Source organism: Pseudomonas sp. TE12508, from assembly GCF_056279485.1.
Genome location: NZ_JBWCCN010000020.1, coordinates 1 through 14,095 on the forward strand (window position 1 = coordinate 1; position 14,095 = coordinate 14,095).

General features: G+C 48.0%; 14 protein-coding genes and 1 pseudogene. 14 read left to right on the forward strand and 1 reads right to left on the reverse strand.

Annotated elements, in window-relative coordinates:
• Positions 1 to 261 precede the first annotated feature (261 nt).
• The 14 genes and pseudogenes from ACZ9IM_RS24785 to ACZ9IM_RS24850 form a co-directional block, all read left to right on the forward strand.
• Entirely contained in the window at positions 262 to 540 is a 279-nt protein-coding gene (locus ACZ9IM_RS24785) for a hypothetical protein (protein WP_008071618.1), read from the forward strand.
• Positions 541 to 690: 150 nt separating this feature from the next.
• Positions 691 to 987, forward strand: coding sequence for an integration host factor subunit beta (gene ihfB / locus ACZ9IM_RS24790; protein WP_007899751.1), 297 nt, complete (start codon positions 691 to 693; stop codon positions 985 to 987).
• Positions 988 to 1,014: 27 nt separating this feature from the next.
• Complete coding sequence (locus ACZ9IM_RS24795; protein ID WP_476225202.1) at positions 1,015 to 1,254, forward strand: LapA family protein; 240 nt, start codon at positions 1,015 to 1,017, stop codon at positions 1,252 to 1,254.
• A 226-nt stretch (positions 1,255 to 1,480) separates the two neighbouring features.
• Complete coding sequence (gene rfbB, locus ACZ9IM_RS24800; RefSeq protein ID WP_476225203.1) at positions 1,481 to 2,557, forward strand: dTDP-glucose 4,6-dehydratase; 1,077 nt, start codon at positions 1,481 to 1,483, stop codon at positions 2,555 to 2,557.
• Entirely contained in the window at positions 2,554 to 3,447 is an 894-nt protein-coding gene (gene rfbD, locus ACZ9IM_RS24805) for a dTDP-4-dehydrorhamnose reductase (protein WP_476225204.1), read from the forward strand. Before rfbB ends, rfbD begins: the two co-directional genes overlap by 4 nt.
• Positions 3,444 to 4,334: a glucose-1-phosphate thymidylyltransferase RfbA gene (rfbA, locus tag ACZ9IM_RS24810; protein WP_476225205.1), complete on the forward strand. Its 891-nt coding sequence runs from the start codon at positions 3,444 to 3,446 to the stop codon at positions 4,332 to 4,334. The genes rfbD and rfbA overlap by 4 nt, the downstream gene beginning before the upstream one ends.
• Before the next feature lie 56 nt (positions 4,335 to 4,390).
• Complete coding sequence (locus ACZ9IM_RS24815; RefSeq protein WP_476225206.1) at positions 4,391 to 5,314, forward strand: glycosyltransferase; 924 nt, start codon at positions 4,391 to 4,393, stop codon at positions 5,312 to 5,314.
• Positions 5,311 to 6,273 carry a UDP-glucose 4-epimerase family protein gene (locus ACZ9IM_RS24820; RefSeq protein ID WP_476225207.1) on the forward strand — a complete coding sequence of 321 codons (963 nt, stop codon included), beginning with the start codon at positions 5,311 to 5,313 and terminating at the stop codon, positions 6,271 to 6,273. Before ACZ9IM_RS24815 ends, ACZ9IM_RS24820 begins: the two co-directional genes overlap by 4 nt.
• Entirely contained in the window at positions 6,270 to 7,289 is a 1,020-nt protein-coding gene (locus ACZ9IM_RS24825) for an MraY family glycosyltransferase (protein WP_476225291.1), read from the forward strand. The genes ACZ9IM_RS24820 and ACZ9IM_RS24825 overlap by 4 nt, the downstream gene beginning before the upstream one ends.
• Before the next feature lie 69 nt (positions 7,290 to 7,358).
• A complete protein-coding gene (locus ACZ9IM_RS24830; RefSeq protein ID WP_476225208.1) occupies positions 7,359 to 7,733 on the forward strand; it encodes a GtrA family protein in 375 nt (124 codons plus the stop codon).
• A gap of 1 nt (position 7,734) precedes the next feature.
• Complete coding sequence (locus tag ACZ9IM_RS24835) at positions 7,735 to 8,706, forward strand: glycosyltransferase family 2 protein (RefSeq protein WP_476225209.1); 972 nt, start codon at positions 7,735 to 7,737, stop codon at positions 8,704 to 8,706.
• The gene (locus ACZ9IM_RS24840) at positions 8,696 to 9,757 is read left to right on the forward strand and encodes an acyltransferase family protein (protein ID WP_476225210.1); all 1,062 of its coding nucleotides are present in this window, start codon (positions 8,696 to 8,698) and stop codon (positions 9,755 to 9,757) included. Before ACZ9IM_RS24835 ends, ACZ9IM_RS24840 begins: the two co-directional genes overlap by 11 nt.
• Positions 9,750 to 11,165, forward strand: a complete 1,416-nt coding sequence (locus ACZ9IM_RS24845; protein ID WP_476225211.1) for a hypothetical protein — start codon at positions 9,750 to 9,752, stop codon at positions 11,163 to 11,165. The genes ACZ9IM_RS24840 and ACZ9IM_RS24845 overlap by 8 nt, the downstream gene beginning before the upstream one ends.
• Positions 11,166 to 11,356: 191 nt before the next feature.
• A pseudogene (locus ACZ9IM_RS24850) lies at positions 11,357 to 11,647 on the forward strand (transposase domain-containing protein); the annotation flags it as partial.
• Positions 11,648 to 12,177: 530 nt separating this feature from the next.
• Here ACZ9IM_RS24850 and ACZ9IM_RS24855 read toward each other — a convergent pair.
• Positions 12,178 to 14,067 carry an acyltransferase family protein gene (locus ACZ9IM_RS24855; RefSeq protein ID WP_476225212.1) on the reverse strand — a complete coding sequence of 630 codons (1,890 nt, stop codon included), beginning with the start codon at positions 14,065 to 14,067 and terminating at the stop codon, positions 12,178 to 12,180.
• Between the last annotated feature and the right edge of the window lie 28 nt (positions 14,068 to 14,095).

Genomic DNA, 14,095 nt, shown 5'->3' on the forward strand with positions numbered 1-14,095 from the left:
AGCGTCCGCACCTGTCTTTGAAATACAAAACGCCCGATGCGGTGCATCGGGCGTTAGGGTGAAACAGGTGTAAACCTATTTCAGGACTAGACACTGCGATTTGGTGAATCCCAAGGAGGGCTGACACCACCGCTTTTCTTTCGTGAAACCAATGATCTATATAAGTTGTCTGTAACTTCATACAGGTCAATCATCTATTCGAGGCTAGGCTTAGTCTGAAGTGAACGACCGCTGGGCATTGCACCCGGCATAAGGAAGCGAATGAACAAGCTCATTGTCGTGATAGCAGTACTGACATTAGCGGGCTGTACCACAAGCGCCAAAACTCATGCGGTACGCGGAGTCAGTGGCATAGAGATCGATTGTTCCGGGTTGGGCTCCGGATGGGAAAAGTGCCACAAGCGAGCTGCAAAGGAATGCAAAGGCGCAGGTTATAAAGTCGTCGTCAGGTCCGATGATGCCAAGGAAGAGGATGTATTCCCTTTCGGCTTCAATCCCGCGGGTTATCTGACGCGCACCATGCTGGTTATCTGTAGATGAATGCCGGGTTGGAGCAATGTTCCGATGTTCTGAAATCGGGTGCCTCATTACGAGGAAAGATATGTCAAAACTCAGGCTGTTCAAATTTCTCCGGGCATGCTAAAACCTTTGAAGCGCTTTTCCTAGCTGCTTGAAAAAGAAGGGAAAAATATGACGAAGTCGGAGTTGATCGAACGAATTGTCACCCATCAAGGGCTGCTCTCATCCAAGGATGTGGAGCTGGCCATCAAGACCATGCTTGAGCAAATGTCCCAATGTCTGGCCACCGGTGATCGAATCGAGATCCGTGGGTTTGGCAGCTTCTCCTTGCACTATCGCGCACCGCGCGTAGGCCGCAATCCGAAAACCGGTCAGTCCGTCAGCCTCGACGGCAAGTTCGTTCCGCATTTCAAGCCAGGCAAAGAACTGCGCGATCGCGTGAACGAGGAAGAGGAGGAGGGGCTTTGACAGCTGCTGCACTTCAAGGAACCGCTGATGCGTAACCTCAAGCGCGTACTTCTCGCTATATTTGTCCTGTTGCTCGTTCTCGCGATCCTGGCGTTCGTACTTGAGAACCAGCAAAGCGTGTCACTGCTGTTCCTGGGCTGGGCGGGCCCGCAGTTGCCAGTATCGCTGGTCATGGTGATTGCGTTGCTGATTGGCATGGTGATCGGGCCGATTCTCGGCTGGTTTCTGGGGCGTACGTCCAGGGCTTCACGCAAGCGCTTTGTCTGATCGCGACAAACCCGTTACACGCGTCGAATTTGCGTCATGGCTTGTCCATATCCATTAGTAAAACCTTCATTAAGCTGTAAAATGCTGCGCTTGGTCGATAAGGCGTTCCCGAATCGGTTCAGACTGACTCTGTCAGAAGCCACGGCTGACTTGATGGCTTTTGCATTCATGGATTAGACAGTGCGCGGTTGGCGGCCCTGTCAGCAACTTAAGGGTATGGTTTCGCGTGAAAATTCTAGTTACCGGCGGCGCCGGGTTCATCGGCTCGGCAGTCATTCGTCATATCATCTCCAACACTGCCGACTCTGTCGTTAACGTCGATAAACTGACTTATGCCGGTAACCTTGAGTCGCTGGCCGAAGTCAGCCAGAACTCGCGTTACGTGTTCGAACGCGTCGACATCTGCGACCGTAATGAAGTGGACCGTGTCCTGCGTGAGCACCAACCAGATGCCATCATGCACCTGGCCGCAGAGTCCCACGTTGACCGCTCGATCTCCGGTCCGTCTGAATTCATCCAGACCAACATTATCGGCACCTACACCTTGCTGGAAGCTGCACGCCACTATTGGGCGGCACTGGATGGGGCGCGTAAAACCAATTTCCGCTTCCACCATATCTCCACCGACGAAGTCTACGGAGACCTCGAAGGTCCGGAAGACCTCTTCACCGAAACCACACCGTATCAGCCAAGCTCGCCATATTCGGCCAGCAAGGCCAGTTCCGATCACCTGGTTCGCGCCTGGGCTCGTACTTACGGCCTGCCGACGCTGGTGACCAACTGCTCGAACAACTACGGCCCTTGCCATTTCCCAGAGAAATTGATCCCGCTGATCATTCTCAACGCACTGGAAGGCAAGCCTCTGCCGGTCTACGGCAAAGGCAACCAGGTCCGTGACTGGCTCTACGTCGAAGACCACGCCCGCGCACTGTACAAAGTCGTGACCGAAGGCGTGATCGGCGAGACCTACAACATCGGCGGCCATAACGAAAAGCAAAACATCGAAGTGGTGCATACCCTGTGCGCACTGCTCGACGAACTGCGTCCAGATTCCACGCATCGTCCCCATGCCAGCCTGATCACCTACGTTCAGGATCGCCCGGGCCACGACCAGCGCTATGCCATCGACGCCAGCAAAATCCAGCGCGAGCTGGGCTGGACGCCGGAAGAAACCTTTGAAACCGGTATCCGCAAGACCGTCGAGTGGTACCTGAACAACACTGAATGGGTAGCTCACGTGAAGAGCGGCAGCTACCAGCAATGGATCGACCAGAACTACACGGAACGTTCGGACAAAGCATGAAAATCCTCCTGTTGGGAAAAAACGGCCAGGTCGGCTGGGAGCTGCAACGCTCCCTTGCGCCGCTTGGCGAGTTGATCGCCCTTGATCGTCACCCGGTCGATGGCTTGAGCGGCGACCTGTCTGATCTCGATGCATTGCGCGCGACGATTCGTCAGGTCAAGCCGGATGTCATCGTCAACGCTGCGGCCTACACTGCCGTCGATAAGGCTGAATCCGAGACCGAACTGGCCGACCGTGTGAACGGCCAAGCCAGCCAGGTCATGGCTGAAGAGGCTGCATCCCTGGATGCCTGGCTGATTCACTACTCGACCGACTACGTGTTCAGCGGCGAAGGCCTGACGCCATGGCAAGAGACGGATGCCGTCGCCCCGGTAAATCACTACGGCGCCAGCAAGCTGGCCGGCGAGCAAGCGATCATTGCCTCGGGCTGCAAGCACCTGATCTTCCGCACCAGCTGGGTCTATGGCGCTCGCGGCAATAACTTCGCCAAGACCATGCTGCGTCTGGCCAAGGATCGCGACACCCTGAGCGTCATCGCTGACCAGATCGGTGCCCCGACCGGCGCAGATTTGATCGCGGACGTAACGGCACTGGCCATTCAGCAGGTCCAGCTACGCCCTGAACTGGCGGGCCTGTATCATCTGGCGGCCAGTGGTGAGGTGTCCTGGCACGGCTATGCCAGCCATGTGATCGGGTTTGCCAAGGCCAACGGTGAAGAGCTTGCCGTCACGGCGATCAATCCGATCGACACAACCGCCTACCCAACACCGGCGCGCCGCCCTCTGAACTCACGGTTGAACACTCAGAAGCTGCGCGACAATTTTTCTCTGCACTTGCCGGATTGGCAAAGTGGCGTCACCCGAATGCTGATGGAAGTCCTGAATAAATGACCACGACAAATCGTAAAGGCATCATTCTCGCTGGCGGCTCGGGCACGCGTCTGCACCCGTTGACCCTCGGCGTGTCCAAGCAGATGCTGCCGATCTACGACAAGCCGATGATCTTCTATCCGTTGTCGGTGCTGATGCTCGCGGGTATGCGCGAAATCCTGATTATCTCCACCCCAGAAGACCTGCCATCGTTCCAGAAATTGCTGGGTGACGGCAGCCTGTACGGCATCAAGCTGACCTACGCCGAGCAACCTAGCCCGGACGGCCTGGCACAAGCCTTCATCATCGGCGAAGAGTTCATCGGCAAAGACCCTTGCTGCCTGATCCTGGGCGACAACATCTTCTACGGCCAGCACTTCTCCGAAAACTTGCGTTCCGCCAGCACTCAAGAGCACGGCGCGACTGTATTTGGTTACCACGTATCGGACCCGGAGCGTTTTGGTGTCGTCGAGTTCGACGCTGCCGGCCGTGCCTTGAGCATCGAAGAGAAACCGCTGAAGCCTAAATCTGCCTACGCGGTGACTGGCCTGTACTTCTACGATAACCAGGTCGTCGATATCGCCAAGAGCATCAAGCCATCCGCACGTGGCGAGCTGGAAATTACTGATATTAACCGTGCCTACCTCGAGCAGAAGACCCTCAACGTCGAAATGCTAGGCCGTGGCTTCGCCTGGCTGGACACCGGTACCCATGATTCGCTGCTGGAAGCCAGTCACTTCGTGCATACCATCGAGCAGCGCCAAGGCCTGAAAGTGGCGTGCCTGGAAGAGATCGCTTACCACAATGGCTGGATCACAGCCGAGCAGTTGGGTACTCAGGCTGATGCTCTGAAGAAGACTGGCTATGGCCAGTACCTGCAGAAGCTGCTGGACTCGCCTTCCCACTGATTCGAAGGCTCAGCCCTTTCGAACAGTAGCGTTTAACCGGTCCAGACAGGAATGGCATGCCAGTAAAACATCCCAAGGTTGCGGTTTTGCTGGCTGCCTACAATGGCATGCAGTGGATCGAGGAGCAGTTGGCCTCGATCCTCGACCAGTCAGCTGTCGACTTAACCGTTTATATCAGTATCGATCCTTCCACTGATGGTACCGAGGCTTGGTGTGCGGCTTATGCGGCTGAGCATCACCAAGTGATCGTTCTGCCGGATGCCGGTAGCTTTGGCGGTGCCTCACGAAACTTTTTCCGCCTCATTCGCGATGTCGACCTTGAAGGCTACGACTTTGTCGCCTTTGCCGACCAGGATGATGTGTGGCATTCGAATAAACTCCAGCGTGCAACCCAAGCCATTCAGGCTCGTCGCTTAGAAGCCTATTCCAGCAATGTCACGGCCTTCTGGCCAGACGGTAGCACTCATGTATTGGACAAGGCGCAGCCTCAGGTCGCTTGGGATTTTCTGTTCGAAGCGGCGGGTCCCGGCTGTACCTACGTGATGAGCAAAAAGCTCATGAACTCGCTAAAAGCTTCGATGCTCGACAACTGGCAGCAGCTGCAAGATGTCAGCTTGCATGACTGGTATTGCTACGCCTTCGCTCGTAGCCATGGCTACCGCTGGTGTATCGACCCTGAACCGTCCATGGATTATCGCCAGCATGAGCGTAACCAGGTGGGCGCGAATAAGGGCTTGAGCCCATTGATAGCCCGCTACAAAACAATTCATGACGGTTGGTGGTTCAATCAGGTTCAGTTGATTGCACGCTTGGTGGGGCAGGGGGGCGATCCTTTCGTGCAGACATGGCTGAAACTGCGCCGCAGACAACTTATGAAACTTTCCTTCAGTGCTTGGCGTTGCCGACGGCGAGTGCGGGATAAAGTGTTTTTCTTTTGTATTTGCTGGGCGACCGCGTTGATAGGGAAGAAGGCTAAATGACCACCCCGAAGGTATTAGTGACGGGGGCTAGCGGTTTCGTTGGAGAGGCGTTGGTTTTCAGGCTGTTGGTGGACAAGAAGTTCAGCCCGATAGCGGCGGCACGCGGTGCCACGCGGTTGCACGGATTGTGCCCAGTGGTGCCCTTCGATCTCACCCATGCCAAGATCTTGCCTGCACTCGACGATGTCCAGGTAGTCGTTCATGCCGCTGCCCGAGTGCATGTCATGAATGAAACCGCAGTGGATGCATTGGCCGAGTTTCGTAAGGTCAATGTGGAGGGGACGCTCAAGCTGGCTCAGTGCGCTGCGGAATCGGGAGTAAAGCGTTTTATCTTCATCAGCTCGATCAAGGTCAACGGCGAAAGCACTCTCCCGGGTCAACCCTTCAAAGCCGATGATCATCCGGATCCGCAAGATCCTTACGGTGTGTCCAAGTACGAAGCCGAAGAGGCTCTGAAGCGAATGGGCCACGATACCGGCATGGAAGTGGTGATCATCCGTCCGCCATTGGTCTACGGTCCTGGCGTGAAAGCTAATTTTCTAAGCATGCTGAGCTGGCTCAATAAGGGGGTTCCTTTGCCGCTTGGCTCGATTCGGAATCAGCGTAGCCTGGTAGCAATCGGAAACCTGGTGAGCTTCATAGTTACTTGTATTGATCATCCCGCCGCAGCCAATCAGACCTTTCTGGTCAGTGACGGCGAAGACCTATCCACCACTCAACTGCTGCATCGTCTATCCAAGGCACTAGGCAAACCTGCCCGACTCTTGCCTTTACCTGAGGGGCTGTTGAAACTGGCAGCCTCGACACTGGGCAAACAAGCCGCTGCTCAACGCATATGTGGCTCGCTGCAAGTCGATATCAATAAAAATCGCGAATTATTGGGGTGGACGCCACCCGTCAAAATGGACAAAGCCATGCGTCAAACCGCTGGCCATTATCTGGAAAAGCAAACGAAATGACTGTTTGGTGGCTGGTGTTGGCGGTATTCGCCGTCTCTTGGGTATTGACGCTTGTGTTACGTCGTTATGCCTTGACCAAGAGATTGATGGACATACCCAACGAGCGAAGCTCTCACTCGATCCCGACGCCGCGTGGGGGAGGAGTCGCAATAGTCGCAGTGTTTCTCATGGCTGTTCCATTCCTTTATATTTATGGACTGCTTGATAGAGACGTAATGATTGTATTTTTGGGGACTGGGCTGTTGGTTTCTGTGATCGGATTTGCTGATGATCACGGACACATCCCCGCTAGGTGGCGTTTACTTGGTCATTTTATTGCAGCAAGTTGGGGCTTGTTTTTTTTGAAAGGCTTGCCGCCGATATTGATGTTCGGCGTTAAGCTTGAGTTGTCTTGGATTGGTCATCTACTGGCAATAATTTATGTTGTGTGGCTGTTGAATCTATATAATTTTATGGATGGTATTGACGGTTTGGCTGGTGCCGAGGCTATCTTCGTATGCTTGGGTGCATGTATTGTATATTGGTTTGCCGACACAATTGCGCTTATCTGGCCGGCTATAATCCTGGCCGCGGCCGTAGCGGGATTTTTATGTTGGAATTTTCCTACCGCTCGTATTTTTATGGGCGATGCTGGGAGTGGGTTTTTAGGTATAATTCTTGCGATGCTCTCGATCCAGGCAGCCTGGACCTCCTCTCAGTTTTTATGGAGTTGGCTCATTCTAATGGGCGTTTTTATAGTCGATGCAACTTGGACATTGATTCGAAGGCTTATGCGTGGAGACAAAATATATGAAGCTCACCGTAGCCATGGATATCAGTTCGCATCAAGAATATTCTCCAGTCATAAGAAAGTTACCTTACTAATCATTGGAGTTAATATCCTTTGGTTGTTTCCAATCGCCTTGTGGGTGGGTGTTTGGCAAGGGAGTGGATTGCTTGGACTACTCGTAGCCTATTTACCACTTTGTTGGCTGGCGTACAGGTTTGATGCTGGAGGGCTTGAAAATAAAGTTTGAGTTGGTTAGTGAGGGCGCGACCGATAAAATCGATTACCAGTATAGTATGAAGGATGGCGAGTTGAAAAAATGCAGACAGTAGCATTTCGTTTTTTGGTTGCAGGAGGGATGGCGACAGCACTCCAATATTTCATATTGGGGATTGGAATACATGCTTTTCACTCCGTAGCAGCGGTGGCATCTGGTGTTGGGTATTTATTTGGATCAGTGCTTAATTACGCAATTAATTATTATTTTACCTTCTCAAGTGAACAGTCACATGTTAAGGCTGTAGCGCGATTTTATATAATGGTTGCGATAGGATGGTCAATAAATACCGGCTGCATGGCGTTGTTAGCAGACTTTCTAGGTTGGAATAACTGGCTCGCACAGGTGCTAGCGACTGTGTTGTCGCTGGTTTCGAATTTTATCATCTCAAAGCTATGGGTTTTTAAATTAAAATAATATGAAAAAATTAATATCCGTTATCGTTCCGGCATACAATGAAGAGGCTGTGATCCGGCTATTTCATAAAGAGATGACTCAGGTATTTGATCAGCTTAGTAATTATCTCTGTGAAATGGTTTTTGTTAATGATGGCAGTACCGATAATACTCAGCTCATAATGAATCAGTTGGTTCAGGAGGATCCTAGAGTTAGTTCGGTTACGCTTTCCAGGAACTTTGGTAAGGAAGCGGCGATGACTGCTGGGCTCGACATAGTCAAGGGCGATGCAGTTGCTATATTTGATGTTGACCTACAAGATCAACCCTCATTGTTAATCGATTTTGTTACAAGGTGGGAAGAAGGATTTGACGTTGTATATGCCAAGCGAACACATCGTGATGGGGAGACGTGGCTAAAGAAGAGCACTGCGTCACTATTCTATCGATTGATGTTGAAAGTTTCTCGGATTTCGATCCCTCAAGATACTGGTGATTGTAGGCTGATGACACGAAGGGTTGTAGATGCGCTTTGTGAGCTTCGTGAGCATCATCGGTTTATGAAGGGGTTGTTTGCATGGGTTGGTTTTCCGTCTGTTGCAGTAGAATACCGGAGAGATCCGCGAGTTGCTGGAGAAACTAAGTTTAACTATTGGAAGTTGTGGAATTTTGCTCTGGAGGGTATCACGTCATTCACGATTGCTCCGTTGAAAATGGCGACGTATTTGGGTTTTTTGGTTTCACTGATCTCCTTGTTTTTTGGGCTGTTTATTGTTGCAAAAACGATTCTGTGGGGTGATGTCGTCAGAGGTTATCCAACTTTAATGGTTACGATTCTGTTCATTGGCGGAGTTCAATTATTTTTCATCGGTGTGTTGGGCGAATACTTAGGGAGAATATTCGGCGAGACGAAAAAGCGTCCTCTTTACCTAATTTCAGAAAATATACCCTCCAGGGTTGTTCAGCAGGGCGAGGTTGAGCGAAATGATCACTAATTCGCTTGGTGAGACATTTAAGACGTCAAGTAATAACTTTAATCTTATACGGCTTTTGGCAGCATTGTCTGTCATCTATGGGCATGCTACAGCCATTACCGGACAAGGTCCGGCTGACATATTTGTACAGTTAGTTGGGTTTAAATTTATTGGAGGTGTTGCGGTTGATGTCTTCTTTGTTATTAGCGGATTTCTGATTACCGCTAGCGCTTTGGGAAGTCAGGGGCTAAAATATTATATAGTATCGAGAGCGTTACGAATTTATCCTGCTCTTATTGTTTGTGTGGTTTTTACAGTTTTTGTTGTGGGGCTGACTCTTACAACCGCTGATAATTATCTGACTACGAAGCAAACATGGTCATATCTCTGGATTAATGCCTCTACCTATAATACTGAATATTTTTTGCCTGGAGTGTTTGAGGCATTACATGATAAAGCCGTAAATGGTTCTTTATGGTCACTAGCTGTCGAAGTACGATTGTATGTTATTATTTTTGTTTTAGCTGTTGTTGGTGTATTGAGTAGGCGCTCGGTTTTTAATGTGCTGTTTTTTTGTGTGTTGATTGTTGGTTTTCTCAGTAAAGAGTTCTGGTCATTTCTATTCGAGTATGAAAATCATAGGCATGTTGCTTTGATGTTTATGATGGGGAGTTTTGCTTGGATTAATAGAGATCTAATTAGTTTGAATCCATGGATCTTGTTGGTGCTATTTTTCTTAGCTGCCGCTACTCATGGTACACTCTCTTTTGGGCTAATTTATAACTTGTTGTTACCATATCTTGTGCTGTATGTCGCATTTGCCCCTGGAGCTAAATGGTTTAATCGATTTGGAGATTACTCGTATGGCGTCTACTTGTATGGTTGGCTCTCCCAACAACTTGTGATGTCTTTTATTCCTGCGGCTAATAATTTTCAAAATACTATCCTAAGTTGTTTGTTGGCATTTTTCTTTGCCGTGCTTTCTTGGCGTTTTGTTGAAAAGCCGACAATTAATCTAAAGGAATACTTTAAGCGTAATGTCGCAAGAGTAGGGAAGACTGAATATGTTTAAGCTTTTTCATGATAAGCTTTCGTACGATCTCATGCAGGATATTAAAAACTTTCTAATAATAGTCGGAGTTTCGTTGTCGGGGCTGATTTTGCTGTCGGCAAATCCAGGGTACTTCAGTCATGATGAGCTGCAAAAGTATGATCATGTATTACGGTATGGGTTTGATCATTACATATCCACGTATGTGAAGCTTCAGCAGACTGCTGCGTTTGGCTCGCCAGTACGACCTTTTGCTTTCTTCGTGCAAGGGGTATTGGCTTTATTTATGGACAAGTATCCGGTACTTGTCCATCTTTTTTCGGTTATGACCCATGCAGTAGTTGGGTGTCTTCTTTACGTAGTTGCTAATAGATTTTCAAAAACCAAGTCACTATCGCTAACTATTGCGATAATATTTGTACTGAATCCTTTGGCTGTGCTGGCTACCGGCTGGTCTGCTGCGCTAATGGATCGCTGTTATATTCTGTTTGGACTTATCACGCTACTATGTGCAGAGAAATTTATTAGACAAAATGCATCGGCTTTATCATTGGTTTGGATATGTCTCTGGTCGGCAATGTCCATTTTATCAAAAGAAACAGCTATGATATTGCCTGGGCTTTTGTTGTTAATTGTAGCCGCTGACCTGTCTAGTATTAAATCTAAAAGATTTTGGTATGCCGGTATGGCTTGGTCAATACCAATACTACTCTTTATGGTTTATAGGCTTCCATCTATAATAGCCTCATTCGGCGCGCCTTCCGTTGCTGATTACAAGGCATCTGTTACTAATGTGCCAGATGGGTTGTTCATTTATATGGCCTATCCGTTTATTTATAGTTTGACTGAGGCTAATAACTGGGTGTTCATATCTTCCCTAGGTATGTGGGCGGGAGTTTTTATACACTTTCTGGTTGTTTATTTTGTGGGGGTAAAAGTTGGGATTAAAGCTTCAATTGTTTATGTTCTAATGTATCTTTTGTTTCTCGCTCCAGTTCTTTTGATTCCGATAAAGGGAGCACATTATATGTACGGCTCTTCACTTGTTTTAAGTGTGGGGCTTGGTGTGATTATATTTAACAAGGCAGATAAGTATTATATAGGCAGAATTTTCGGGAGTGCAGCTTTGCTGATACTGCTGATACATACAGTGGTATTGCAAAATTTTGTATATACGCAAGGCAGTTGCATGAACAAAGCAATGATTTCGACGGAAGCTATGTATCAGGCTAATGGGCGTCCAGCCGCTGTCGACTTCCAAGCGGAACCAGGTGCTCCGAATTACATTTTGATGAAAATAAACACAGGAAGAGAGCAGATTGGTAGTTGGTATCCGGTTAAGCTTACTGTATCTAATTGGGGAGATAAGTCACCAGATGGAGCACTGTCATTAGCAATGACCGCTCAGTGTCTCGTATATAAAAAATAGATATATAATTGTCAGGCTTGTAATAATGTATCCGCTTTTCTGTGCTAGAAAAATCTGGCGCAGAAAAGCGTATTTATAGTTAAATGTATATTTTTTAAAGCTCTTTTTTTGGATTAAAACTAATAAAATAGTGATGTGAATTTTTTCGGGTGCTCTATGAGGCACTCGATATTAAATGTACGATTAAGTGCTACACCGATGCCAGTTATTTGCCGATTGACAACAATGCGGCAGAGCGTCCGATCAGGCCATTCATTATCGAGCGCAATAATTTGCTGTTCAGCGACACGCCCAAAGGCACGATGGCCAGCGCTCGACTTTACAGTTTGGCCGAGACGGCTAAAGCCAACGGCCAAGAGCCAAGAGCCAAGAGCTCTATGCGTGGCTGCGCCACGCACTTGAGCGCCTGCCACAAGCCTCGAACGTAGAAGACTTCGAGGCCTTTGCTGCCGTGGAACTGCACGCCGCAAATTTCAAGATAGCCGTAGATCCCCACCTTTAAAATGTGGGGTTCATGGAGCGCTTACAAACCTGTTACGTCTTGATGGTTTTCGAGTTGCGGTTTGTCGCTTATGGCGGCAAGCCCTCAAACGTCGTAGCCAGAGGAACAGGCTTCAGTGGTCGCGATATGGACGCCTTGCCGACCTTTATATACCACGACCCAGAACCGCTCATCCCTACCCAGAAGAACGCTTCGCGTCTCGTACCTGAGGCAGGAGCCGTATGCAGTAGTTCCGCACGTACGGATCTGTGCGGGGGGGCAGGTAACTGCCATCCCTACCGCGACCGTTCGAGCGAATCGTTCGCTTATCGTTATAGGTGAGATCTAACAATTGATCAACAGTAGCGAGTAATTGAAGTTTTAAGGGGAAGGTGATAATGCATATTTGATACTTGCTTTACTGGGTTGTTTTTGTTGTTAATTAGGGGCGTATTAGATAGCGTGCGTGCGGAGAGAGTTCTCGATCTGTTTTGGCGACAGTATCTCTTGTGAGATACTGTCGTTTCAAGATTATTTATTATGAGTTAAATAAGCTTCAATTTTAGCTTGGTTCTCGACGGCCAGCCTGGAAGAGAATTCGTAGGTCAAATGATGTTGGTCGTAGGTGAATGGTATCCCCATTTTGTCGAAAATGGCGCATTCACCAGTGCCACAAAAAGTTTCACGTTTGCTAATAAATAGAAAGCCATTGTCTTCTGTATAAGTTTTGATGCGCTTTTCTATGGCCGTATTTTCGTCCAGCCACTTTGTAATCTCTTGAGGGGTCTGTCCGAACTGATTTACTAACTCCGATAAATCTTTTTTAAGTACTAGGTATCCGCCAAGCACAATAACTTTATTGACTTCGTTAGCGTGAAGAAACTCTAAGTATGATTTCAAGTGTTCTGGCGTATACCAACCATAAAGTACGTTTATAACAATATAGTCGTATTGCTTTAAATAGTTTACATCATAACGTTTTAGGTTTAGCAGCTTACATTTTTCACGGTCTGGGTGTGTTGGAAGCGTGATGCGTTCAATATCATTATAGGGAGGGCATCCACCCTGTTCAGAGACTGAAAAGCTTTCGTAAGGATATAGTCTTTCGAAAGCGGTTAGCGCATCAACAGCATGACTATCCCCAATAATAAGAACATTAGTTTTAGCGGATTCGGGGAGATCACATTCGCTCCAACCTTTTCGCTCACATACCATTCGACGCGTTTGGAAACGTTTGTCCATTCCTTGCTTGACCTGCTCATTACTGAGAATAGCGGTCTTTACCCATGGACGCCATGTCCATCCATTTTGGGCCCAAATCGATGCGCCAACATAGCAAAGCAAAAGACAGAAAATTAGACAACCTGCTAAGAATTTCGAGTTTGAGGTTTTAGACTGTCTAAATGGCTTCTCAATTAAAAAATACATTGCATAAGCAGTCGCAATGGAAAGTGCTGTTATTAGTATCTTGTCGTGAATCAGAAGCTGTAAGTTTGAGGAGAAAATTTTGTAAAATACGATAATCGGCCAATGACTAAGGTAAAGTGAATAACTAATTAAGCCGATGGATACAAATAGTTTGTTGTTGATTAATTTTCCACAGGATGAGGGGTTATTTGCATAGATACATAAAAAAGTTCCGATGCAGGGGATAAGAGCGCTGAGTCCTGGGAAAACGGTTTTCTCATCAAAAAAGAATATGGAATAAGCAATTAGCCCGAGCCCTGCCAATAAAAGCGAGTTATTGGTTTTTATCGAGTGTACGCTCGGAGGCTTTAGCCATACCAATGATGCTCCAATAGAGAACTCAAAGATCCGGAAAGGCATTAAGAAGAATACGGAGCTAATGTTTGTTGTTATTAGTATTTGTGCTGAAATCAAACTAATGGAACCCAGCAGGAGAATCATTACTTTTGCAGGTGCATTACGAGCAACCAATGGCAGCAGAATTAATGGCCAGATGATGTAGAACTGTTCCTCTACCGCAAGCGACCATGTGTGTAACAGGGGTTTTAGATGTGAGTCGGTGTCGAAGTAGCCGGACTCTGAAAAAAAGAAAATGTTAGATATTGAAAGGACGGAATGAAGTAGTGATGCTCCAAATCTCTGCAGGGCCTGTGAAGATAGCGCATAAATAGCAATGAATGTGGTAATTAATAATGTAAAAAATAATGCGGGTAATAATCTCCTTGCTCTGCGCAGATAGAAATTTCCAAAGTTTATTCTTCCAGTTTTCTCGATTTCTTGTGTAAGGATTCGAGTGATTAAAAAGCCACTAATGACAAAAAAAACATCAACGCCGACGAATCCTCCTTTAAAAGCACTGAAGCCAGCATGATAAAGGACGACCGCTAGTACAGCAATCGTCCTTAAACCATCAATATCCGGTCGATAGGGGTTTTTTAAACTCGATTTAGTCATTGAATGAAAAGTCCAGATGTGAGGCAGT

Excerpts from the sequence above, each read along its gene's own strand:
- ACZ9IM_RS24785 (WP_008071618.1), top strand. The coding sequence starts at position 262 with ATGAACAAGCTCATTGTCGTGATAGCAGTACTGACATTAGCGGGCTGT.
- ihfB (WP_007899751.1), top strand. The coding sequence starts at position 691 with ATGACGAAGTCGGAGTTGATCGAACGAATTGTCACCCATCAAGGGCTG.
- ACZ9IM_RS24795 (WP_476225202.1), top strand. The coding sequence starts at position 1,015 with ATGCGTAACCTCAAGCGCGTACTTCTCGCTATATTTGTCCTGTTGCTC.
- rfbD (WP_476225204.1), top strand. The coding sequence starts at position 2,554 with ATGAAAATCCTCCTGTTGGGAAAAAACGGCCAGGTCGGCTGGGAGCTG.
- rfbA (WP_476225205.1), top strand. The coding sequence starts at position 3,444 with ATGACCACGACAAATCGTAAAGGCATCATTCTCGCTGGCGGCTCGGGC.
- ACZ9IM_RS24815 (WP_476225206.1), top strand. The coding sequence starts at position 4,391 with ATGCCAGTAAAACATCCCAAGGTTGCGGTTTTGCTGGCTGCCTACAAT.
- ACZ9IM_RS24820 (WP_476225207.1), top strand. The coding sequence starts at position 5,311 with ATGACCACCCCGAAGGTATTAGTGACGGGGGCTAGCGGTTTCGTTGGA.
- ACZ9IM_RS24825 (WP_476225291.1), top strand. The coding sequence starts at position 6,270 with ATGACTGTTTGGTGGCTGGTGTTGGCGGTATTCGCCGTCTCTTGGGTA.
- ACZ9IM_RS24830 (WP_476225208.1), top strand. The coding sequence starts at position 7,359 with ATGCAGACAGTAGCATTTCGTTTTTTGGTTGCAGGAGGGATGGCGACA.
- ACZ9IM_RS24835 (WP_476225209.1), top strand. The coding sequence starts at position 7,735 with ATGAAAAAATTAATATCCGTTATCGTTCCGGCATACAATGAAGAGGCT.
- ACZ9IM_RS24840 (WP_476225210.1), top strand. The coding sequence starts at position 8,696 with ATGATCACTAATTCGCTTGGTGAGACATTTAAGACGTCAAGTAATAAC.
- ACZ9IM_RS24845 (WP_476225211.1), top strand. The coding sequence starts at position 9,750 with ATGTTTAAGCTTTTTCATGATAAGCTTTCGTACGATCTCATGCAGGAT.
- ACZ9IM_RS24855 (WP_476225212.1), bottom strand. The coding sequence starts at position 14,067 with ATGACTAAATCGAGTTTAAAAAACCCCTATCGACCGGATATTGATGGT.